At 68.6% G+C, this 22,120-nt stretch carries 18 protein-coding genes; 9 read left to right on the forward strand and 9 right to left on the reverse strand.

Annotated elements, in window-relative coordinates:
• Positions 1-5 precede the first annotated feature (5 nt).
• Genes sufU through ACTIL2_RS01690 form a run of 6 tightly spaced genes read right to left on the reverse strand, consistent with a single transcriptional unit; the run spans position 6 to position 5,987 of the window.
• On the reverse strand, positions 6-482 hold the full coding sequence (gene sufU, locus ACTIL2_RS01665; protein WP_442335709.1) for a Fe-S cluster assembly sulfur transfer protein SufU: 477 nt from the start codon (positions 480-482) through the stop codon (positions 6-8).
• Positions 479-1,765 carry a cysteine desulfurase gene (locus tag ACTIL2_RS01670; RefSeq protein WP_442335710.1) on the reverse strand — a complete coding sequence of 429 codons (1,287 nt, stop codon included), beginning with the start codon at positions 1,763-1,765 and terminating at the stop codon, positions 479-481. The genes sufU and ACTIL2_RS01670 overlap by 4 nt, the downstream gene beginning before the upstream one ends.
• 6 nt (positions 1,766-1,771) lie before the next feature.
• Complete coding sequence (gene sufC, locus ACTIL2_RS01675; protein WP_442335711.1) at positions 1,772-2,536, reverse strand: Fe-S cluster assembly ATPase SufC; 765 nt, start codon at positions 2,534-2,536, stop codon at positions 1,772-1,774.
• Between the two features lie 33 nt (positions 2,537-2,569).
• Positions 2,570-3,799, reverse strand: coding sequence for a Fe-S cluster assembly protein SufD (gene sufD / locus ACTIL2_RS01680; RefSeq protein WP_442335712.1), 1,230 nt, complete (start codon positions 3,797-3,799; stop codon positions 2,570-2,572).
• Positions 3,800-3,802: 3 nt separating this feature from the next.
• Positions 3,803-5,260, reverse strand: coding sequence for a Fe-S cluster assembly protein SufB (sufB, locus tag ACTIL2_RS01685; protein WP_442335713.1), 1,458 nt, complete (start codon positions 5,258-5,260; stop codon positions 3,803-3,805).
• 1 nt (position 5,261) lies between these two features.
• A complete protein-coding gene (locus ACTIL2_RS01690; RefSeq protein ID WP_442335714.1) occupies positions 5,262-5,987 on the reverse strand; it encodes a helix-turn-helix transcriptional regulator in 726 nt (241 codons plus the stop codon).
• A gap of 217 nt (positions 5,988-6,204) precedes the next feature.
• Between ACTIL2_RS01690 and mptB the strand changes: the two genes are divergently transcribed.
• The 4 genes from mptB to ACTIL2_RS01710 all read left to right on the forward strand — a co-directional run bounded on the left by mptB (position 6,205) and on the right by ACTIL2_RS01710 (position 10,816).
• Positions 6,205-7,842: a polyprenol phosphomannose-dependent alpha 1,6 mannosyltransferase MptB gene (gene mptB / locus ACTIL2_RS01695; RefSeq protein ID WP_442335715.1), complete on the forward strand. Its 1,638-nt coding sequence runs from the start codon at positions 6,205-6,207 to the stop codon at positions 7,840-7,842.
• A gap of 2 nt (positions 7,843-7,844) precedes the next feature.
• A complete protein-coding gene (locus ACTIL2_RS01700) occupies positions 7,845-8,789 on the forward strand; it encodes an ABC transporter ATP-binding protein (protein ID WP_442335716.1) in 945 nt (314 codons plus the stop codon).
• Positions 8,786-9,586 (forward strand): ABC transporter permease, encoded by an 801-nt coding sequence (locus ACTIL2_RS01705; RefSeq protein WP_442335717.1) that lies wholly within the window; start codon positions 8,786-8,788, stop codon positions 9,584-9,586. The genes ACTIL2_RS01700 and ACTIL2_RS01705 overlap by 4 nt, the downstream gene beginning before the upstream one ends.
• A 174-nt stretch (positions 9,587-9,760) precedes the next feature.
• The gene (locus tag ACTIL2_RS01710) at positions 9,761-10,816 is read left to right on the forward strand and encodes a COX15/CtaA family protein (protein ID WP_442335774.1); all 1,056 of its coding nucleotides are present in this window, start codon (positions 9,761-9,763) and stop codon (positions 10,814-10,816) included.
• Between the two features lie 288 nt (positions 10,817-11,104).
• Here ACTIL2_RS01710 and ACTIL2_RS01715 read toward each other — a convergent pair whose 3' ends face one another.
• The gene (locus ACTIL2_RS01715; RefSeq protein WP_442335718.1) at positions 11,105-12,031 is read right to left on the reverse strand and encodes a heme o synthase; all 927 of its coding nucleotides are present in this window, start codon (positions 12,029-12,031) and stop codon (positions 11,105-11,107) included.
• Positions 12,032-12,311: 280 nt separating this feature from the next.
• Between ACTIL2_RS01715 and tkt the strand changes: the two genes are divergently transcribed.
• From tkt to pgl, 5 genes are read left to right on the forward strand one after another with little or no spacing between them, the layout of a single operon-like run.
• Complete coding sequence (gene tkt, locus ACTIL2_RS01720) at positions 12,312-14,393, forward strand: transketolase (RefSeq protein WP_442335719.1); 2,082 nt, start codon at positions 12,312-12,314, stop codon at positions 14,391-14,393.
• A 47-nt stretch (positions 14,394-14,440) separates the two neighbouring features.
• Entirely contained in the window at positions 14,441-15,535 is a 1,095-nt protein-coding gene (gene tal / locus ACTIL2_RS01725) for a transaldolase (RefSeq protein ID WP_442335720.1), read from the forward strand.
• The gene (gene zwf / locus ACTIL2_RS01730; RefSeq protein WP_442335721.1) at positions 15,532-17,103 is read left to right on the forward strand and encodes a glucose-6-phosphate dehydrogenase; all 1,572 of its coding nucleotides are present in this window, start codon (positions 15,532-15,534) and stop codon (positions 17,101-17,103) included. The genes tal and zwf overlap by 4 nt, the downstream gene beginning before the upstream one ends.
• Positions 17,103-18,155, forward strand: a complete 1,053-nt coding sequence (locus ACTIL2_RS01735) for a glucose-6-phosphate dehydrogenase assembly protein OpcA (RefSeq protein WP_442335722.1) — start codon at positions 17,103-17,105, stop codon at positions 18,153-18,155. The genes zwf and ACTIL2_RS01735 overlap by 1 nt, the downstream gene beginning before the upstream one ends.
• Positions 18,152-18,952 (forward strand): 6-phosphogluconolactonase, encoded by an 801-nt coding sequence (gene pgl, locus ACTIL2_RS01740; protein ID WP_442335723.1) that lies wholly within the window; start codon positions 18,152-18,154, stop codon positions 18,950-18,952. Before ACTIL2_RS01735 ends, pgl begins: the two co-directional genes overlap by 4 nt.
• Before the next feature lie 10 nt (positions 18,953-18,962).
• On the opposite strand, the gene secG is transcribed toward pgl, so the two are convergent.
• The gene (gene secG / locus ACTIL2_RS01745) at positions 18,963-19,202 is read right to left on the reverse strand and encodes a preprotein translocase subunit SecG (protein ID WP_442335724.1); all 240 of its coding nucleotides are present in this window, start codon (positions 19,200-19,202) and stop codon (positions 18,963-18,965) included.
• A gap of 87 nt (positions 19,203-19,289) precedes the next feature.
• Positions 19,290-22,055 carry a phosphoenolpyruvate carboxylase gene (gene ppc, locus ACTIL2_RS01750; protein ID WP_442335775.1) on the reverse strand — a complete coding sequence of 922 codons (2,766 nt, stop codon included), beginning with the start codon at positions 22,053-22,055 and terminating at the stop codon, positions 19,290-19,292.
• Positions 22,056-22,120: the final 65 nt, after the last annotated feature.

A 22,120-nucleotide genomic window follows, 5' to 3' on the forward strand; every position in this document is an offset into this window, starting at 1 on the left:
TTCTCTTACGTCCTCTCGGTCTGGTGGCTGTGGGCGCGTGCCAGGTCGGTCGCCTGCTCGGTGGCGGCCTCGAAGGCCTTCCACCCCAGCAGGGCGCATTTCACCCGGGCGGGGTACTTGGACACACCGGCGAAGGCGATGCCGTCGCCGATGATGTCCTCGTCCCCCTCGATCTTCCCGCGGGAGGTGACCATCTTCTCGAACTCCGCGAGCTTCGCCTTCGCGGAGTCCACGGGCTGGCCGACGATCTCCTCGGCCATCACCGAGGTCGCCGCCTGACTGATGGAGCAGCCTACCGCGTCATAGGACACGTCCTCGACGGTGGACCGGTCGTCACTGAGGTGGACCCGCAGGGTGACCTCGTCACCGCAGGACGTGTTCACGTGGTGGACCTCCGCCTCGAACGGGTCCCGCAGCCCCGCGTGCTGCGGGTGCTTGTAGTGGTCCAGGATCACTTCCTGGTACATCGACTCGAGCTTCACAGTGCCTGCCTCGCTTTGTCTGTCTCGTCCTCCGGGACGGTGCCGAAGAACTCCTGGGCGTGACGGATCCCGTCCACCAGGGCATCGATCTCGTCGGTGGTGTTGTACACGTAGAAACTGGCCCGCGCGGTGGCCTGGACACCGAGGCACCGGTGCACCGGCCATGCGCAGTGGTGCCCGACCCGGATGCACACACCCTGGTCGTCGAGCACCTGGCCGAGGTCGTGCGGGTGGATCCCGTCGACCACGAAGCTCACCGCGGAACCGCGATCCGTGGCCGCCGGGTCCGACGGACCGATGATGCGCAGGCCGTCGATACCGGCGAGCCGTTCCAGGGCGTAGGCGGTCATCTCGTGCTCGTGGGCGGCCACGTTGTCCATCCCGAGGGCGGACAGGTACTCCACGGCCGCACCGAGCCCGACGACCTGCGAGGTCATCTGGGTACCCGCCTCGAAACGCTGCGGTGGCTCGGTGAAGGTGGTCTTCTCCATCGTCACCAGCTCGATCATCGACCCACCGGTCAGGAACGGCGGCAGGACGTCCAGCAGGCGCGACTTCCCGTAGAGGATGCCGACCCCGTTCGGCCCGAGCATCTTGTGCCCGGAGAACGCGGCGAAGTCCACGTCCAGGGCGTGGAAGTCCACCGGCATGTGCGGGACGGACTGGCAGGCGTCCAGGACGAACAGGGCCCCGACCGCGTGGGCACGGCGCACGGCCTCGTCCACGTCGAGCTGGGCGCCCGTCACGTTCGACTGGTGGGTCAGTGCCACGACCTTCGTCTTCTCCGACAGTTCGAGGCTGTCGAGGTCGATCCGGCCGTCCGGCGTGGCCGTGTACCAGCGCAGGGTCGCCCCGGTACGCTGGGCCAGCTCCTGCCACGGCACGAGGTTCGCGTGGTGCTCGACCTCGGAGATCACGATCTCGTCGCCCTCGCCCACGGCGAAGTCCCCGCTGCGGGGGTCGCCCAGGATGAAGGCGACCTCGTTGAGTGCCTCGGTCGCGTTCTTGGTGAACGCGAGCTCCGCGTCATCGGCACCGACGAACCGTGCGATGGCGTCACGGGCGTCCTCGTAGGAGTCCGTGGCCTCTTCGGCGAGCTGGTAGGCGCCCCGGTGGACCGGGGCATTGTGCTCGGTGAGGAACGTCCGCTCGGCGTCGAGGACCTGCAGCGGCCGTTGCGAGGTCGCCCCGGAATCCAGGTACACGAGTGGACGACCGTCCCGCACTGTGCGTGACAGGATCGGGAAGTCCGCCCTGATGGCGGCGGTGTCCAGTGTGCTCATCGGTTATCAGGCCTTTGCGGTGAACTTCTCGTAGCCGTGCTCCTCCAGCTCCTGGGCGAGCTCGGGACCGCCGGACTCGACGATCCGTCCCTTGGCGAACACGTGCACGAAGTCGGGGGTGACGTAATTCAGGATGCGCTGGTAGTGGGTGATCATGATCAGGCCGCCGTCCTCGCGCTCCCTGTAGCGGTTGATGCCGTCGGAGACGACGCGCAGGGCGTCGACGTCCAGCCCGGAGTCGGTCTCGTCGAGGATGGCGAACTTCGGCTTGAGCAGACCCAGCTGCAGGATCTCGTGGCGCTTCTTCTCGCCACCGGAGAAGCCCTCGTTCACCGAACGCTCGGAGAACCCCGGGTCGATGTCCAGCTCGTCCATCGCGGTGCGGGCCTCCTTGACCCACTGGCGCAGCTTCGGGGCCTCGCCGCGCACGGCGGTGGCGGCGGAGCGCAGGAAGTTGGCCATGGACACGCCGGGGACCTCGACCGGGTACTGCATGGCGAGGAAGAGACCGGCGCGGGCACGCTCGGACACGTCCATGTCCAGCAGGTTCTCACCGTTGAGGAGGACCTCGCCCTCGGTGATCTCGTAGCGGGGGTGCCCGGCGATGGCGTAGGACAGGGTGGACTTGCCGGAGCCGTTCGGGCCCATGATGGCGTGGGTCTCACCGGAGTTCACGGTGAGGTTCACGCCGTGCAGGATCGGCTTGGGGTCGTCGTTCTCGTCCTGCGGGACGACCTGCGCGTGAATGTTCTTGATCTCGAGGGTGCTCATCTGTGTGTTCCTTCAATAAGTTCTATGGGTGGATCAGAGGACGGTGTTGACCAGTTCCTGTTCGACGACGTCCTCGAGGTTCTCGCGGACCGAGTCGACGGGCACCCGTCGGATCACGTCGGTGAAGAAACCGCGGATGATCAGGCGCCGTGCCTCGTCGTCGGGGATCCCGCGGGACTTCAGGTAGAACATGTGCTCGTCGTCGAAGCGTCCGACGGTGGCGGCGTGGCCGGCACCGACGATCTCGCCGGTCTGGATCTCCAGGTTCGGCACCGCGTCCGCACGGGCACCTTCGGTGAGCACCAGGTTCTTGTTGGTTTCGTAGGTGTCCGTGCCGGTGGCCTCCGGACGGATCAGCACGTCGCCGATCCACACGGTGCGCGCCTCGGCGGCGCGGCTGCTGCCCGGCTCGCCCTGGAGGGCTGTCTTGTACAGGACGTTGGAGCGGCAGTTCGGCTCACTGTGGTCGACCAGCAGGCGCTGCTCGAAGTACTGGCCGGCGTCCGCGAAGGACACGCCCAGCATCTCGGCGTCGCCGCCGGGGCCGGTGAACCGCACGTGCGGGACGGACCGGACAACGTCGCCACCGAAGTTCGCGACGGTGTGGCGGACCGTGGCGTCCCGGCCGACGAGGATGTGGGAGTTGGACAGGTGCACCGCGGTGCTCCCCCAGTCCTCCCAGACCACGGTCGTGAGTCGGGCGCCGTCACCGACGACGAACTCCAGGTTGTCGGAGTGCACTCCGTCGCCCTGGTAACGCAGCACGACGATCGCCTCGGCGTGCGGCTCCAGCTCGACCACCGTGGTGCCGAAGGTCGTGACCTCGTCACCCGAGCCGGTCACGGTGATGGTGACCGGCCCCTGCAGGGCGGTGTCCTTGGCCACGACGACGTAGTCGGCGACCGGGCTGTTGACCCAGGCCTCGGCCGCCGGGCGGTCGACGGGCAGTCCGGCACGTCCGGTGCGCTCGTCGTCCATGGCGAGTTCCGAGTAGCTCACGCCCTCCTGGTCACCGGTGTCGACCGTGACCTGGGCGCGGGCGGCCGGTGCGCCCTTGCCGGACGCCGTGTTCTCCAGTCCGCGCAGACGGCGCAACGGGGTGAAGCGCCAGTCCTCGTCCTTGCCGTGCGGGACCGGGAAAGCCTCCGGGTCCGTGGACTGGTAGCGGTCACCCTTCGTCGGCATGCTGTTGGCCGGGGTCGTGATGACGCCGTCGCTGCCGTCGAGGGGGTTGGTGACGGCGCTGGTTCCTGGTGCGGTCATGTTCTAGCCCACCGATCCTTCCATCTGCAGTTCAATCAGTCGGTTGAGCTCGAGGGCGTACTCCATCGGGAGCTCCTTGGCGATCGGCTCCACGAAGCCGCGGACGATCGTCGCCATCGCCTCGTCCTCCTCCAGGCCACGGCTCATCAGGTAGAAGAGCTGGTCCTCGGAGACCTGCGACACCGTCGCCTCGTGGCCGAGGGTCACGTGGTCGTTGCGGATGTCGTTGTAGGGGTACGTGTCCGACCGGGAGATCGAGTCGACGAGCAGGGCGTCGCACTCCACGTTCGCCTTGGAGTGGTGGGCGTCCTTGTTGATCTGGACGAGACCACGGTAGGCGGCGCGTCCGCCGGAGCGGGCGACCGACTTCGAGACGATGTTGCTGGAGGTGTACGGCGCCATGTGCACCATCTTGGCGCCGGTGTCCTGCACCTGGTTCTCGCCGGCGAAGGCCACGGACAGCACCTCGCCCTTGGCGTGCGGGCCGGTCATCCAGACCGCCGGGTACTTCATGGTCACCTTGGAGCCGATGTTGCCGTCGACCCACTCCATGGTCGCGCCCTCCTCGGCCTTGGTGCGCTTGGTGACCAGGTTGTAGACGTTGTTCGACCAGTTCTGGATGGTCGTGTAGCGGCAGCGGCCGCCCTTCTTCACGACGATCTCGACGACCGCGGAGTGCAGCGAATCCGACTTGTAGATCGGGGCGGTGCAGCCCTCGACGTAGTGGACGTAGGCGTCCTCGTCGACGATGATCAGGGTCCGCTCGAACTGGCCCATGTTCTCGGTGTTGATGCGGAAGTAGGCCTGCAGCGGGATGTCCACGTGGACACCCTTGGGCACGTAGATGAAGGATCCGCCGGACCACACCGCGGTGTTCAGCGCGGAGAACTTGTTGTCCCCGGCCGGGATCACCGTGCCGAAGTACTCCTTGAACAGCTCGGGGTACTCCTTGAGTGCGGTGTCGGTGTCCAGGAAGATGACACCCTGGCTCTCCAGGTCCTCGCGGATCTGGTGGTAGACGACCTCGGACTCGTACTGCGCGGCCACGCCGGCGACCAGGCGCTGCTTCTCCGCCTCGGGGATGCCCAGCCGGTCGTAGGTCTCCTTGATGTCGTCGGGGAGGTCCTCCCACGTCTGGGCCTGCTGCTCGGTCGACCGGACGAAGTACTTGATGTTGTCGAAGTCGATCTCACCGAGGTTCGCGCCCCAGGTGGGGATCGGCTTGCGGCCGAAGGTGTTCAGCGCCTTGAGGCGGCGCTCGAGCATCCATTCGGGCTCGTTCTTCTTCGCGGAGATGTCACGGACGACAGCCTCGGAGAGGCCGCGCTGCGCGGCCGCGCCAGCGGCGTCCGAATCGTGCCAGCCGTAGCCGTACGCTCCGATGGAGTCGATGATCTCGTCGTCGGTCCGGGGGCCCTGGGGGGCCTGTGTCAGGTCAGTGGCTTGTGCAGCTTGAGTCATGTCAGCTCTCCTTCGTGGATGAAGGGTGGATGGTGGTCAGCGGAATATGGGTCGTGCAGATCCCGTTGCCGTCGGCGATGGTCGCCAGGGGTTGGGTGTGGCGGCCGAGCAGTTCCGTGACCACCCGGTGCTCCGCCGCACACAGTTCGGGGAACTCGTGCGCGACGTCCTGGATCGGGCAATGGTGACGGCAGATCTGGATCCCGGTGGCGGCGTCGTTGACCGTCGCGGCGTAGCCACGGTCGGTCAGTGCCTCGGCGATGCGCTGCGCCCGGTCGACGACGGCACCCTCTGAGTCCGGTGCCGCGCCGGTTGCCGCGGTGTCGTCGCTTCCGGCGTCACCGGACGCGTCCGGCTCCCCGGCGAGTGACTCGAACAGGTCGTGCATCCGCTGGTCAGCGAAAGCGTCGACGGCGTCGTCACCACCGGAGTCCCGCAGCGCCCGCAACGCCAGCAGTGCCAGGGTGTCGTAATCATGGCCGAATCTGCCGCGCCCGGCGTCGGTCAGGCGGAACAGCCGGGCGGGACGCCCACGGCTCCTGCCGCCGGCCGCCGCGGTCCGTGGGGCTTCCACGGTCTCGGCGAATCCGTCGGCGACAATGTTGTCGAGGTGCCTCCGGACACCCGCGGCACTCAGGCCCAGGGCGTCACTGATGTCAGTGGCGCTGATCGGACCGTTGCGCAGGATCTGGGACAGCACTTCACGCCGGGTGTCCCGTTCGCTCATGACTGTCCACCTCCCTTGGGTCGACGTTGGTGTGGTTCGGTTCGTGGAGCCGCCGTACAACGGCTCATGATTAGACAACACGAGTGTGGCGTAAATAATTCCGGTTGTCTAATAAGGACAGGCTGACCTGTTGTTTCCTGCTGGACGACGGACGCTGATTTTCGCAACACCGGCCGCCCCGGACGGGGGCCGGACCCCCGCACAGTAGACTGCCGGTGTGACCCAGCAACCCCCCACCCGCCGACGAGGACGGGACCGGTTCCTCGGCCTGTTGCCCGACCTCGGTGTGGCCGGATCACGGAGTTCCCGTCTGCACACCGAGATCCCGGCCAGGCCACGGCCGCGATTCTCCGCGCGGGACCGGTTCCGGCTGAAGGTGGGCGTGCTGACCGGCATCGTCGGTTCCGTCCTCATCGGCATCGGGGGCCTCGGTGCCGGGGCCCTGCCCGTCGTGGGCAATGACCTGTGGTCGCTGCCCGGGGTGGGATTCCTCTCGAGGCTGCTGCACAGCACCACGGTGACCGTGTTCGTGGGAATCAGCCTGCTCGTCCTGGGGTGGCTGATGCTCTGGCGCTACTGCCTGCCGTCCCGGGACAACTCGGCCCCGGTGCTGCCGATGCGTACGCTGCAGCGGATCTTCGTCGCCTGGATCCTCCCCCTGATGTTCACCGCGCCCATGTTCACCCAGGACATCTACTCCTACCTGGCGCAGGGGTCCATTGCCGCCCAGGGGATCGACCCCTACTCCGCGGGGCCGGTGGACCTGCTGGGGGTCGACAACGACCTCGCCCGGTCCGTGCCCATCGAATGGTCCCACTCCCCGGCACCCTACGGACCGGTGGCTGTGGGGGGTGCCGCACTGGTCTCACTGGTCACCGGCGATGCGATCGGCCCCTCCATTGTCCTGCACCGGCTGCTCGCCGTCCTCTGCGTGGCGTTGGCGGCCTGGGCGATCGTCCAGCTCGCCCGGCGTTGCGGCGTCCGGACCCAGGCGGCACTCTGGCTGGGTATCCTCAACCCGCTCGTCCTGCTCCACCTCATCGCCGGGGTGCACAACGAGGCCATGATGATGGGGATGCTGCTCTGCGGGGTGGAACTGGGACTGCGCGCCGTGGACACGGGGACCACGGCCCCGGGCCGGCGGTGGCTCCTCGGCGCTGCCGGGGTCGTCCTGATCTCCTGCGCCGGGATGGTCAAGGTCTCCGCATTCCTCGCCCTCGGATTCGTGGGCGTGGCCTTCGCCCGTTACCTCGGTGGGCGGTTCCGCGACCTGGTTACCGCCGCGTTGGCCTACGCCGTCGGCATGCTCGCGGTGGTCGCCGCCGTGTCACTGGGCACGGGACTGGGTTTCGGCTGGATCCTCGTGCAGGGCGGGGCGGCGGAGATCATCAGCTGGATGTCGGTGAGCACCGACATCGGTCTGCTCACCGCAAGGACCGGGCAGTTCCTCGGACTGGGTGACCACACCGACGTGGCGCTCGGTACCGCGCGCGCACTCGGCCTGCTCATCGGCGGCTTCTGGGTGGTGCGGATGCTGTGGGCGTCCTTCCGCGGACGGATCCACCCCATCGGCGGTCTGGGCGTGGCGACCTTCTTCCTGGTGCTCTTCTTCCCCGTCGTGCACCCCTGGTACGTCCTGTGGGCGATCATGCCGCTGGCGGCGTGGGCCAACCAGACGGCCTTCCGGGTCGCCGTGGTGGCGTACTCCGTGATCCTGAGTTTCTTCATCCTCCCCCGCGGTCTCAACCTGCCGCCGGAGACGGTGACGGTCATCTACATCATGTCGGCGGTGTTCTCCATCGCCCTGATCGTGCTGGGCTGGCTGCTTTACCAACGCCGGACGCCCACCCGCTAAACTTGTCCACCGTGGCAAGGACAGACGATTCGCCCGCGCTCCGGCTCCGGGGCGTGGTCAAGAGGTACGGGACGACGGTCGCCGTCGACGACCTCGACCTCACGCTCGGCCGCGCCGAGGTACTCGCCCTGCTGGGGCCCAACGGTGCGGGGAAAACCACCACCGTCGAGATGTGCGAGGGGTTCCTGACGCCGGACGGGGGAACCATCGAGGTCCTGGGTGCCGACCCCGCCGTCGACACCGACGGCCTGCGGGGACGTATCGGGATCATGCTCCAGGGCGGCGGCGCCTATCCGGGCGTCCGGGTCGGCGAGATGCTGCGGCTCGCGGCGTCCTACTCCGCCGACCCCCTGGACCCCGGATGGCTGCTCGACACCGTGGGACTCAGCGGCCACGAGAAGTCCAACTACCGGCGCCTCTCCGGAGGTCAGCAGCAGCGACTGTCGCTGGCGCTCGCCCTGGTGGGACGTCCCGAACTGGTGTTCCTGGATGAGCCGACCGCCGGACTGGACGCCCAGTCCCGGCTCGCGGTGTGGGACCTGGTCAACGCCCTGCGGGCCGACGGGGTCTCGGTGGTGCTCACCACCCACATGATGGACGAGGCGGAGGCCCTCGCCGACCAGGTGGTGATCATCGACCACGGGAGGACCGTGGCGCAGGGCACGATCTCCGAGCTCACCAGCAGTGCGGACCCCCGGATCAGCGTGACCACCCACGGGGAGCTCGACCTGGACGTCCTGGCCCGCCTGCTCGCAGGCCACGGTGGCTCGGTGGCGGTGACACGCCCCAACCTGTTGTCCATCTCCGCCACGGTCACTCCCGGACTGGTCGCGGAGATCACCGCCGAGGCCGCACGCCAGGACGTCCTGATCACCTCACTCGACGTGGACCAGCGCAGCCTGGAGAGCGTGTTCCTCGACATCACCGGACGGGAGATCCGCTCATGAACCACCCCCGGCACCAGTCCACCCGCTTCGCCGCCGGCGAGTTCACCCCGAATCCGCGGCAGGCCCCGGCGGGACGCATGCTCCTGGCCCAGGCCAGGATCGAGACGCTGCTGTTCCTGCGCCATGGCGAGCAACAGCTGCTGTCGCTGATCATCCCGCTGGGACTGCTCATCGCCCTGAGCCTGCTCCCGATCGTCCCGTTGGACGACGCAGTGCAGCAGATCTACCCGATGACCCTGGGCATCGCCCTGATGAGTGCGGGGTTCACCGGACAGGCTATCGCGGTCGCCTTCGACCGTCGTTACGGTGCGCTGAAACGGATCGGAGCCTCCGGGGTGCCGCGGCGCGTCCTGATCGCGGGCAAGGCACTGGCCGTGGGGGCCGCGGTCCTCGTCCAGCTGGTGGTGCTGACCGTGGTCGGCCTGCTCCTCGGCTTCTCCCCCGACCTGTCCGGACTGCTGCCCGCCGTGCTGTTCGTGGTGGTGGGTGTCGCCACGTTCACGTCGCTGGGGCTGCTCCTCGGTGGCACGCTGAGCTCGGAACTCGTGCTGGCCCTGGGCAACACCATCTGGTTCCTGCTGATGGGAGCCGCGGTGCTCACCACGATGGATCCCGAGATCCCGGACGCGGTCCTCACCGCGCTGCAGGTGATCCCGTCCGTCGCACTGACCGAGGGACTGGTCGACGCCGCCGCAGGATCGTTCAACCCGGCCGCGTTCCTGGTCCTCGCCGTCTGGGGCGTGGCCGGCGGTGCCCTGGCGCTGCGGTTCTTCTCGTTCACCATGGACAGCGACTGATTACCGCCCTCTGACCTGCCCCCACCCCTGCCTGCTGCTGAATTGCGGTAGTTGCGGGCGCTGGCTTTAGACTGGGTACCCGTGAAGTCCCCGCAGAATCCCCAGGAAACCAGCACCGGCCCCGGCACGGACGCCGGTCACGCACCACGGGTGCGGGACACCACCCTCGTCCTGATGCGGGAACGCGTCGCGGGGATGGAGGGGTCCGTGAGTCGCACCTTCATCGCCTTCTACACCGCCGTCCTGCGGCTCTGCGGCAGGATGCCCGTGCCCACGGTGAAGCGGCAACGCCTGTTCGCGATCATCCTCATGGTCTGCCAGGGCGGTATCACGTTCACCGGTTCGCTGGTCCGTGTCACCGGATCCGGCCTGGGCTGCCCCACCTGGCCCCAGTGCCATCCCGGGTCCATGGTCCCGGAGTCCGGGTCGACGCCGTGGATCCACCAGGCGATCGAGTTCGGCAACCGGCTGCTCACCTTCGTTCTGATCGTGGCTGCCCTGTGGGCGTTCCTGGCGGTGCTGCGGGCAGCCCGGCGCAACACGATCCTCCACCTCGCCTTCCTCCAGGGCATCGGGATCATCGTGCAGGCCGTCCTCGGCGGCATCACGGTGCACCTGGACCTGGCCTGGTGGATCGTGATGATCCACTTCCTGCCGTCGATGCTGCTGGTGTTCTTCGCCGCCTTCATGGTGGTCAAGATCGGGGAGGACGATGATGCACCACGCCGGGCGACGATGCCGAAGGCGCTGCGCTGGGCAACCTGGGGTTCTGCCCTGGGGCTGGCTCTGACGCTGGTCACCGGCACGATGGCCACGAGCTCCGGTCCGCACGCCGGTGATGAGGCGGTCCAGGAGTCCGACCGGCTGCAGATCGACCTGTTCGAGATCGCGAACCTGCACGCCCACTCGATGTACCTTTACATGGGCATCACGATCGGCCTGCTGGCGGGTCTGTTCGCCGTGCGCGTGGACCGGAGGGTGCGGATGGGGGCCGTGGGCCTGATCATCGCGATCCTGGTTCAGGGGGCGATCGGCATCCTGCAGTACAACATCGGTGTCCCCCGCTGGACGGTGCCGCCGCATGTCTTCGGGTCCTCCGTGGTCACGGCGGCGACCGGACTGCTGTGGGCGATGCGTTTCCGGCGGGGCGGGGACGCCGCCGACCGCGACTTCGACGACGACGACGCGCTGGGCGTTGAGGGTGCGGAGCCGGTTCAGGCGGAACGGTAGCCACACGGGGTTCGGGACAGTGGGTCTGTCCTGCTCCGGCAGCCCGGTGAACACTTTGCTGACGGTCTCGTGGTCAGGGGCACCGACAGCGGGTACCCGCTGGTAGCGACGTACGATCTCTCCTACCACGGGGAACAGGCGGCACCGCGAACCCGGGCTGCGCCGTGAAGCCCACCGCTGCGGCCAGCGGCTCATCTTTCACACTGTGTCCACTTTCCGGACGGTGGCGACAGGCCTATGACCTGCAGTTCTCACGATGCGGAAATCACGTCGGGTGTGAAACTGCCCCTACAGCCCGAGCATCTCCCCGACGGTCTCCAGCCCGATCACCGCGTCCACGGACAGTCCGACGAACAGGATCGAGAGGTAGTTGTTGGACAGGAAGAAGAGGTTCATCGGCTTGACCTTCACACCCTTCTTCACCCCGTTGTGCAGCCCCTGGGCCCGGATGATGAACCAGGCACCGCTGAGGACCGCGATCACGGCGTAGACCCAGCCCGTGGCGGGCACAAGCAGCAGCGAGACGATGACCGTCGCCCACGTGTACCAGAGGATCTGCCTGGTGACCTCCAGCGGCGGCTTCACCACCGGCATCATGGGCACCCCTGCTGCCTCGTAGTCCTCGCGGTAGCGCATGCTGAGGGCCCAGGTGTGGGGCGGAGTCCAGAAGAAGATGATCAGGAAGAGGACCAGCGCCTGCGCCCAGGAAGCCCAGCCTGCGTTGAACGCCCCACCGGTGCTGTCGGTGACCGTGGCCCAGCCGACCATGACCGGCATGCAGCCGGCGGCACCGCCCCAGATCACGTTCTGCCACGTCCTGCGCTTCAGCCACTTGGTGTAGACGAAGATGTAGAAGCAGATGGTGAGCAGGATGAAGCCCGAGGCCAGCCACGAGTCGCACAGGAGACCGAGCCACAGGACGCTGCCGATCGTCAGCACCCAGGCGAAGACCGTCGCCTCCCGCTTGGTGACGGTGTTCTTCGCCAGGGGGCGGCGGTGGGTGCGGCGCATCTTCTGGTCGATGTCGAAGTCGGCGACCATGTTGAAGGCGTTCGCGGCCGCGGCGCCCATCCACCCGCCGACCAGGGTCAACAGGATCAGCCCGAGATCGACCTCACCCCGCTGCGCCTGGAGCATCGAGGGAATGGCGGCGACGAGCAGTAGCTCAATGACCCGTGGCTTGGTCAGCGCGATATACGCCTTAAGCTTGTCCACCGGTCAGTCCGCCTCCATGAAGAACCTACTGTCACCGCGCGCTCCCGGGACCGGGACACGCGGATCTGCCAATGTGACAGGCTACCCGAGCGGGACCCGTGACCGTAAACCGCGTACCCCGTCACAACAGCCCCTCCGGGCACCACCCGCACTGACGCGGTGGCCACCGGTGACACGGACGAGCGTCGGACACTACACTGGTCCGGGTTACACGGGCACCGCGGGCTCTGAGCCGCCGCCGTGTGCCGTGACCGACAACGATCAGGAAGGCAGCACAAGCGTGACTCTCCCCCAGGAATTCGAAGCCCGCACCGTCCGGAACTACCCGGACGACTGGACGGAGCTGGACACCCGTGCGGTGGACACCGCCCGGGTCCTGGCGGCCGACGCCGTCGAGAACATCGGTTCGGGCCACCCCGGCACCGCCATGTCCCTGGCCCCATTGGCCTACACGCTGTACCAGCGCGTGCTGCGGCACGACCCCGCGGACCCGTCCTGGCTCGGCCGCGACCGTTTCGTCCTGTCGGCCGGGCACAGCTCGTTGACCCAGTACATCGAGCTCTACCTCGGCGGCTTCGGCCTGGAGCTCGACGACCTCAGGGGTCTGCGCAGCTGGGGCTCGAAGACCCCGGGGCACCCGGAGGTCGGTCACACCGAGGGAGTGGAGATCACGACCGGTCCGCTGGGTCAGGGGCTGGCGTCCGCGGTCGGCATGGCCATGGCGCAGCGTCGGGAGCGCGGGCTGTTCGACCCCCAGGCCCCCGCCGGCGAGTCCCCCTTCGACCACCGGATCTACGTCATCACGTCCGACGGTGACATCCAGGAGGGCGTGACGGCCGAGGCGTCCTCCCTGGCGGGAACCCAGCAGCTGGGCAACCTGATCGTCTTCTGGGACGACAACAACATCTCGATCGAGGACAACACGGACATCGCCTTCACCGAGGACGTGTCCGCGCGCTACGCCGCCTACGGCTGGCAGACGCTGGAGGCCAACGCGGAGGACGTCACCGGCATCCTCGACGCCATCGGCGAGGCGGAGCAGGACACCGCGCGACCGAGCTTCATCCGGATCAAGTCCGTGATCGGCTTCCCCTCGCCGGGCAAGATGAACACCGGCGGCATCCACGGCGCCGCTCTCGGCGGCGACGAGGTCGCCGCCGTCAAGGAGGCCCTCGGTTTCGACCCGCAGGAGCACTTCGCCGTCCCCGACGAGGTCATCGCCCATTCCCGGGCACTCGCAGGGCGCGGGGCCGAGGCCCACGCGCGCTGGCAGGAGTCCTTCGACGCCTGGGCCGCCGCGAACCCCGGGGCAAAGGCGCTGCTCGACCGGGCGTCGGCCCGGGAGCTGCCGGAGGGCTTCGACGAGGGGCTCCCGTCCTGGGACGCCGGCGAGGCACTCGCCACCCGCAAGGCGTCCGAGGCGACACTCCAGGTCCTCGGTGCGTCGCTCCCCGAGCTGTGGGGCGGCTCGGCCGACCTGGCCGGCTCCACGAACACCATCATCAAGGACTCCCCGTCCTTCGGACCGGAGTCCATCTCCACCGGCGCCTGGTCGGCGGAGCCCTACGGCCGCAACCTGCACTTCGGCATCCGTGAGCACGCCATGGGCGCGATCCTCAACGGCATCTCACTGCACGGGCCGACCCGCCCCTACGGCGCGACGTTCCTGCAGTTCTCCGACTACATGAGGGGTGCCGTCCGTCTCGGCTCACTGATGAGCACCGACGTCTACTACGTGTGGACCCACGACTCCATCGGTCTGGGTGAGGACGGTCCGACGCACCAGCCGGTCGAGCACCTCGCCGCACTGCGGGCGATCCCGAACCTGTCGGTGATCCGCCCGGCCGACGCGAACGAGACGGCCCAGGCGTGGGCTGCGGCGCTGAAGGCCCCGTCCGCCCCCAAGGCACTGGTGCTGACCCGCCAGGGTGTGCCGGTGCTCGAGGGCTCCGGTGAGAAGGCCGCCGGGGGCGTGGCCCGCGGTGCCTACGTGCTCGCCGAATCCTCCACGGAGGTCCCGCAGGTGATCCTGATGGGCTCCGGCTCCGAGGTGCAGCTGGCCGTCGAGGCCGCCGCCGCCCTCGAAACCGAGGGTGTCGGCACCCGCGTGGTGTCCGTGCCCTGCATGGAGTGGTTCGAGCAGCAGGACGCCGACTACCGCGAATCCGTCCTCCCCACGGCCGTCACGGCCCGGGTCTCCGTCGAGGCCGGCATCGCGATGCCGTGGAAGGGGTATACAGGAACCACGGGACGCAACGTCTCCCTGGAGCACTTCGGTGCCTCCGCCGACTACAAGACCCTGTACCGGGAATTCGGCATCACCGCCGATGCCGTGGCCGACGCCGCCCGGGAACTCCTCTGACCCTCCCGACCACACCGTTACACGCAGAAAGCTGGTTGAACACCGTCGTGAACCACGTCTCAGAACTCGCCGCCACCGGTACCTCCGTCTGGCTCGACGACCTTTCCCGCGACCGCCTCACCACAGGCAACCTGGCCGACCTCATCAGTGGGTCAGGCGTGGTCGGCGTCACCACCAACCCCGCGATCTTCGGTAAGGCCATGACCGCCGGCACCGCCTACGATGCCCAGATCGCCGAGCTCAAGGCCGCGGGCACCGCCGTCGACAATGCCGTGTTCGCCATGGCCGTGGACGATGTCCGCGACGCCTGCGACGCCTTCGCCGACACCTACGCCGCCTCCGACGGCATCGACGGGCGCGTCTCGATCGAGGTCGACCCCCGTCTCGCCGAGAACCGGGAGGCCACCGTCGCCCAGGCCAGGCAGCTCCGGGCCGACGTGGACCGGGCCAACGTGATGATCAAGATCCCGGCGACGGAGGCCTGCCTGCCGGCCATCACCGAGGTCCTCGCGGCCGGCATCAGCGTGAACGTCACCCTGATCTTCAGCGTCGAGCGTTACCGCCAGGTGATCGCCGCCTTCATCGAGGGCATCTCGCAGGCCGCCGGCAACGGCCACGATGTCTCCACCATCCACTCGGTGGCGAGTTTCTTCGTCTCCCGCGTGGACTCCGAGATCGACAAGCGGCTCGACGCCATCGGCACCACCGCTGCCCTGGCGGCCCAGGGCAAGGCCGGCGTCGCCAACGCACGCCTGGCCTACGAGGCCTTCGGCACCGACCTGCTGGGTGACGCGCGCTGGCAGGACCTCGCAGCGAAGGGTGCCCACGTCCAGCGTCCCCTGTGGGCGTCGACCTCGGTGAAGAACCCCGACTACCCCGACACCCTCTACGTGACCGGGCTCGCCGGACCGCACACCGTCAACACGATGCCGCAGGACACCCTGGACGCCACGCTCGACCACGCCGAGATCGGCGGCGACACCCTGTCGGGCACCGGCGACGACGCCCGGGAGGTTTTCACCGCCCTGTCGGACCTGGGCGTGGACCTGCCGGACGTCTTCAGGGTCCTGGAGCGCGAGGGCGTGGAGAAGTTCGTGGGCTCCTGGCAGGACCTGCTCGACGCCATCGGGGAGCGCCTGTGAGCCCTGACAGGACGAGGGAAACCAGCGGCACCACGACAGCCGCCGACGCCGACTGGGAGAACCCGCTGCGGGACGCGGCCGACCGCCGGGTCCCCCGGATCGCCGGCCCGTCCGGACTCGTGATCTTCGGTGTCACGGGCGACCTCGCCCGGCGCAAGCTCCTCCCGGCCGTGTACGACCTGGCCAACCGTGGTCTCCTCCCGCCCGGCTTCAGTCTGATCGGCTACGGGCGCCGTGACTGGACCAAGGAGGAGTTCGCGGAGCAGGTCCTCGACTCGGTCCGCGAGCGTGCCCGGACCCCGTGGCGCCAGGCGGTGTGGGACCAACTGGCCGCCGGGATCCAGTTCGTGAAGGGTGACTTCGTCACCGACTCCGCGTTCGACGACCTGGCCGCCATGACCCGCAGGATGGACGAGGAGCGCGGCACCGCCGGCAACTGGGCCTACTACCTCTCCGTGCCACCCGACTACTTCTCCGCGGTCTGCAACCAGCTGGAACGCTCCGGACTCGCCGACAGCACCAAGGGCTGGAAGCGCGTGGTCATCGAGAAGCCCTTCGGCCATGACGAGGAGTCGGCCCATGAGCTCAACCGCATCGTCAACGCGGTGTTCCCCGAGTCCTCGGTCTTCCGCATCGACCACTACCTGGGCAAGGAGACCGTCCAGAACATCCTGGTCCTGCGTTTCGCGAACCAGATGTTCGAGCCGCTGTTCAACTCCCGCTACATCGACCACGTCCAGATCACCATGGCCGAGGACATCGGGCTGGGCGGCCGCGCCGGCTACTACGACGGCATCGGTGCGGCCCGCGACGTGATGCAGAACCATCTGCTCCAGCTGCTCGCCCTGGTGGCCATGGAGGAGCCGGTCACCTTCTCCCCCGACGAACTCAAGTCGGAGAAGCTCAAGGTGCTCAAGGCGACCCGGCCGGTGGGGCCTTTCGCGCAGACCACCGCCCGCGGCCAGTACACCGCGGGCTGGCAGGGTTCGGAGTACGTTCCGGGGTTGCGGGACGAGGACGGCTTCGACCCGTCGTCCACCACCGAGACCTACGCCGCGGCGACCTTCGAGATCAACTCCCGGCGCTGGGCCGGCGTCCCGTTCCACCTGCGGACGGGCAAGCGGCTGGGGCGCCGGGTCACCGAGATCGCCATGGTGTTCAAGGATGCCCCCCACCAGTCCTTCAGCCAGGACCAGACCGAGGCGCAGGACTCCAATGTCCTGGTCGTCAGGGTGCAGCCCGACGAGGGCGTGCTGCTCCGCTTCGGCTCGAAGGTCCCCGGGTCGGCCATGGACGTCCGCGACGTCAACATGGACTTCTCCTACTCGGAGGCGTTCACCGAGCAGTCCCCGGAAGCCTACGAGCGGCTGATCCTGGACGCGCTGCTCGATGAGGCGAGCCTGTTCCCCACCAATGAGGAGGTCGAGGAATCCTGGCGGATCCTCGACCCCGTCCTCGGCTACTGGGCGCAGTCCGGGCGGCCCGAGGACTACGAATCCGGTACCTGGGGGCCGTTCGGCGCCGACCGGATGCTCTCCCGCCACGGCCGGAAATGGAGGCGACCCTGATGTCCGTGAAGACCTTCACCGAGGGCGGCGACCACTCCGTGGTCCTCGACCTGGGCACCACGACCACCCGGAACCTCGTCCGGCAGCTGCACCGGATGCGCGAGGAACGTGGCGAGATCGCCACGGGCCGCGTCCTGACCCTGATCGTCTCCGTGCGGTCCGAGGAGGACCTCGACACCGTGGTGGAGGCCACCGTCGCGGCATCGCGCGAGCATCCGGCGAGGGTGATCTTCGTCGTCCACGACCGCACGTCCGGGGACGTCAGCATGGATGCGGCGATCCACCTGGGCGGCGATGCCGGCGCGTCCGAGATGATCCTCATGCGGCTGCACGGGGACCTCGCCGAGCACGGCGACAACGCGGTGACACCGTTGCTGCTGCCCGACACGCCCGTCGTGGTCTGGTGGCCGTTCACCTCCCCCCGCAACCCCGCGGCAGACCCCCTGGGCGCGCTGGCGACCCGGCGGATCACCGACAGTCTCGCCGACGCCGCCGCGGGTCGCGGTGCCGAGGCGATCTTCCGGCGCCGGATCGGCTACTCGAAGGGCGACTCCGACCTGGTCTGGAGCCGCATCACCCCCTGGCGTGGCCTGTTGTCCAGTGCACTGGACCAGCGTGCAGGGGACACCGTCCAGTCCGCGGAGGTCTCCGGCCCCGCCGACGACCCCGCCGTGGACATCGCGGCCGGCTGGCTCGCCGACCGGCTGAACGTCCCGGTGACCCGCCTGGCCGACGGCTCCCCCGCCGTCCCCCTGGACGACGAGGGTGAACCGATGGCACCCATCAGCCGCACCGTGATCACCTGCACCGGCGGGAATGTGTCGCTCGAGGTCATCGACCACCGATCCGCACTGGTCAGCACCGGCGTCGGTACGGACACCGTGGTGAATCTGGCACGCCGCCAGGTCGGTGACTGCCTCGCCGAGGAACTGCGCCACCTGGAACCGGACCGTGCCTTCGGGCACGCGCTGCACGGGCTGCCCAGGGTCAGGACCCCACGTGACGGCATGAGCGCCCCGTTCCCCTTCTCCGCGCAGGAGAGTGGACGGTGAGCGGGCGCAGCGTGACCGTCACCCCCTGGGCCGACCAGGACGGCCTGGCCACCGGTGTGGCCCGGGACATCGTCGACGCCATCTCGGAGGTCCAGCGCACCGGCGGGGTCACCGACGACGGTTTCGCACGGGTCGTGCTGACCGGCGGCGGTGCAGGGGGCGCGGTGCTGCGTGAGCTCGCTGTCCTGGACCACGCCGCCAGGGAGACCGAGGACTCCTTCCCCGTCACCTCGGTGAACTGGAACAGGGTGCACGTCTTCTTCGGGGACGAGCGTTTCGTCCCGGTCGGTACCACCGGCGCCACCGCCCGCAATGACGGTCTGGCGGACACCGCGCTCCTCGACCACGTCGGGATACCGGGGGCCCACGTGCACCGTGTCGGCGTCCCCGCCACCGGCGAACCGGCGGACGGCCCCGTCCTCGACGCCGCCGCAGCGGACTACGCGCAGGTCCTGGCCGACCACGCCCCGGACGGGTTCGACCTCCACCTGCTGGGAATGGGACCGGAGGGGCACATCAACTCGCTCTTCCCCCACAGCCCCGGTCTCACCGCAGCCCCGGGAACGACGGTGGTCGCCGTGCGTGACTGCCCCAAGCCCCCGCCGGAGCGGGTCTCCCTGACCCTGGAGGCGGTGAACTCCTCCGCCCGCGTATGGCTGCTGGTCTGCGGTGCGGGCAAGAAGGAAGCCGCCGACCATGTGGTCAGCGGCGACGATCCTGCCCAGTGGCCGGCGGCCGGGGTCGCGGGCACGTCCGAGACGGTCCTGCACGTCGACGCGGCGGCCGACCCCCGGTAGCCCCCCGGGCTCAGGCCACGTTGTAGTGGACCACCAGGTTGAGCCCGATGATCGCGGCGATCCAGATCACGGCGGTGGTGACGGTCAACCGGTCCAGGTTCTTCTCCACCACGGTGGAACCGGACAGGCTGGACTGCATGCCGCCGCCGAAGAGGCTCGACAGGCCGCCGCCCTTGCCCTTGTGGAGGAGGACGGAGAGCCCCATGATGAGGCTGGTGACCACCAGAACGATCTGGAGGGTGAGAACCATGCGATTTAAGCCTTTACGTCGAATCGGGGTCGTGGACGATAACCACACCATCATAGCCCACAGGTGCGGACGACGACACCGGCGACACTACCCGGAGTTGCGCAGCCCGGTCGCCAGCCCGTTCATCGTGAGCCGGATGCCGTCGAGAACGTCCTCCGACCGGTCACCCTCACGGTACTTGCGCAGCAGTTCGAGCTGCAGCAGGTTCAACGGCAGCAGGTACGGGAAACGGTTGCGGACCGACTCGGCCAACGACGGGTTGTCGGAGACCAGGCTCTCCTGCCCGGTGATGCGGAGGTAGATGTCCAGGGTCAGGCGGAACTCCTCGGCGATCATCCCGTAGATCCGCTCGGCGTCCTCCCTGTCGGGGACCAGCCCGGAGTACAGGTGGGCGACGGAGAGGTCGGCCTTCGCCATCACCTGCGCCATATTCGACAGCACGGAGCGGAAGAACGGCCAGTCCCGGTGGAGCTTCTGCAGGTAGGCGAGGCGGTCCCCGTCGCCGTCCCCGTCCGTCTGCCCGATCCATTCGCGCAGGGCACTGCCGACGCCGAACCAGCCCGGCAGCATGATCCGCGACTGCGACCATGACAGCACCCACGGGATCGCGCGGAGGTCGGAGATGCTGCTGGTCTGCTTGCGTGAGCTCGGCCGGGAGCCGATGTTCAGGTTCCCGATCTCCTCCAGCGGTGTCGACGAGGTAAAGTAGCCGATGAAACCCCCGTCCTCGTGCATCAGTCGGGCGTAGGCGACCCGGGACAGCTCCGCCAGCTCCCGCATCGTGCGGTAGGCGTCCTGGGGATCGTCGATCCGGTCGACCGGGAGCAGACTGGCCTCCAGCGTCGCCGAGACCAGGGTCTCCAGGCTGCGGCGCGCCACCGACGGCACCCCGTACTTGGCGGAGATGATCTCGCCCTGCTCGGTGATGCGGACACTGCCCTGCACCGCACCCTCCGGCTGGGCCAGGATCGCCTCGTGGCTGGGGCCACCGCCGCGGCCGACCGTCCCGCCACGTCCGTGGAACAGGCGCAGTCCCACCCCGGCGTCCTCCGCGGCGGCGACCAGCGCGAGCTCGGCGTCGTAGAGACCCCAGTTCGCGGCGAAGTACCCACCGTCCTTGTTGGAGTCGGAGTACCCCAGCATGATCTCCTGGACGTTACCGCGCTGGGTGACGTAGTCGCGGTAGAAGTCGTGGCCCCACAGCTCGGCCATCACGCCCGCCCCGTTGGCGAGGTCGTCGATCGTCTCGAACAGCGGTATGACGTCCACCGTCCCGGTGAGCTTCTGGTCCACCACGTCGATCAGGCCGACCTCCTTCAGGAGGATCATCGGTTCGAGGATGTCCGAGACCGAGGACGCCATGGAGATGATGCAGTGCGGCACCGCGTCCGCGCCGTACCGGGTCACGGCGTCGGCGGCCGAGCGGAAGATCCCGAGCTCACGTTCGGTCACCTCACTCCAGCGGGCCCGCCGGTCGGTCAACGGCCGCGGCGAGTGGAGCTCGCGGGTCAGCAGCTCGACCCGCTGCCCCTCGTCGAGGGCACTGTAGGCACCGGTGACGCCCGCCCGTGCGAAGAGCTCGCCGAGGATCTCCTCGAAGCTCTCGGAGTTCTGCCGCAGGTCGAGGCTGCTCAGGTGGAAGCCGAAGGTGCGTGCTGCGGTGATCACGTCGCCGAGGCGGTGGTCGGCGATCAGGTCGTCGGCACTGGACCTCAGCGAGGCGTCGATGGTCTCGAGGTCGTCGATCAGCTCGGAGGCATCGCCGTAGGGCTCGTGCGGGGATGCGGGCACGGGGTCCGGGGCGACGTCCCCGGTGAGGCGGGTGGCCGCGGTCGCGGCCACCCGCCCGCGGATTCCGTGCACGGCACGGCGGTAGGGTTCGTCGATCCGGGACGGCACGTTGTTGTGCCCCGCATCGGCGAGTTCGGCGAGTTCACCGGTGACCGGGGTGAGGCGGCTGGAGAGGCTCAGCTCGTGCTCCAGATGGTGAAGCTGGTCCAGGTACCAGGTGAACACGGTCTGGGCGGCACGCGATGTCGCGTACGTGACCGTCTTTCCGGTCACGTAGGGGTTGCCGTCGTGGTCGCCGCCGATCCAGCTGCCGGGGCGGACCACCGGCGTGCCGGGGAGGTCAGCGCCGTAGCGGTCGCGCAGTTCAACGGTGACCCGGCGGTTGATCACCGGGATCTCCTGGAGCAGGCTGATGGTGAAGTAGCGCAGGCCCACGTTGATCTCGTCCTCGATGCGGGGACGCACCGAGCGGATCAGGGCGGTCTGCCACAGCATGGACACCCGGCGCCGGATGCTGCTGTCGATCCCGGCGAGACGGTCGTCGCTGCGGGCCGTGCGGCCGGCGTTCAGGATACGGCCACGTTTACGCATCAGGCGGGTGATGTCCCACTGGACGTCGAAGACGGTCCGGCGGCGGGTTTCGGTGGGGTGTGCGGTCAGGACGGGGGCCACCTGGGCCTTCGAGAGGGCCTCCGAGACCTCCTCGGCGGTGACGGATCCCTCGGACAGGGCCGACCACGTGGCCTCGAGCGTGGCTGCGGGGGCGGGTTCCCCCTCGTCGGCGCGCCATTCCCGGATGCGCTCCTCGTGGAGGTCCTCGGCGAGGTTGGCCAGCAGGCCGAAGTGGGAGAACGCCCGGATCACCGGCAGCGCGGTCTCGGCGGGCACGTCACCCAGCTTCTGCGCCAGTTCGTCGACGTCGCCGTCCCCGTGCCGGATGCTGAACGCGGCCTTCCTGGTGCTCTCCACCAGGTTGAATACCTCGTCGCCCTCCTGCTCACGGACGACGTCGCCGAGGATGGCGCCGAGGTAGCGCAGTTCCTGGCGGAGCCCCGGTACGATCTCGGGGTCGTCCATGTCCGGCGGGACCGCGGGGATCGCGGTTCCCGGGACGTTGTGGCGAGCAG

This window comes from Corynebacterium sp., assembly GCF_052107835.1.
GTDB lineage: Bacteria > Actinomycetota > Actinomycetes > Mycobacteriales > Mycobacteriaceae > Corynebacterium.

Bases quoted from the DNA above. Each gene is read 5' to 3' on its own strand.
- secG (WP_442335724.1), bottom strand. From the start codon at position 19,202: ATGGTTCTCACCCTCCAGATCGTTCTGGTGGTCACCAGCCTCATCATG.
- ACTIL2_RS01670 (WP_442335710.1), bottom strand. From the start codon at position 1,765: ATGAGCACACTGGACACCGCCGCCATCAGGGCGGACTTCCCGATCCTG.
- ACTIL2_RS01705 (WP_442335717.1), top strand. From the start codon at position 8,786: ATGAACCACCCCCGGCACCAGTCCACCCGCTTCGCCGCCGGCGAGTTC.
- ACTIL2_RS01690 (WP_442335714.1), bottom strand. From the start codon at position 5,987: ATGAGCGAACGGGACACCCGGCGTGAAGTGCTGTCCCAGATCCTGCGC.
- ACTIL2_RS01735 (WP_442335722.1), top strand. From the start codon at position 17,103: ATGTCCGTGAAGACCTTCACCGAGGGCGGCGACCACTCCGTGGTCCTC.
- sufB (WP_442335713.1), bottom strand. From the start codon at position 5,260: ATGACTCAAGCTGCACAAGCCACTGACCTGACACAGGCCCCCCAGGGC.
- ACTIL2_RS01710 (WP_442335774.1), top strand. From the start codon at position 9,761: ATGCGGGAACGCGTCGCGGGGATGGAGGGGTCCGTGAGTCGCACCTTC.
- sufD (WP_442335712.1), bottom strand. From the start codon at position 3,799: ATGACCGCACCAGGAACCAGCGCCGTCACCAACCCCCTCGACGGCAGC.
- sufC (WP_442335711.1), bottom strand. From the start codon at position 2,536: ATGAGCACCCTCGAGATCAAGAACATTCACGCGCAGGTCGTCCCGCAG.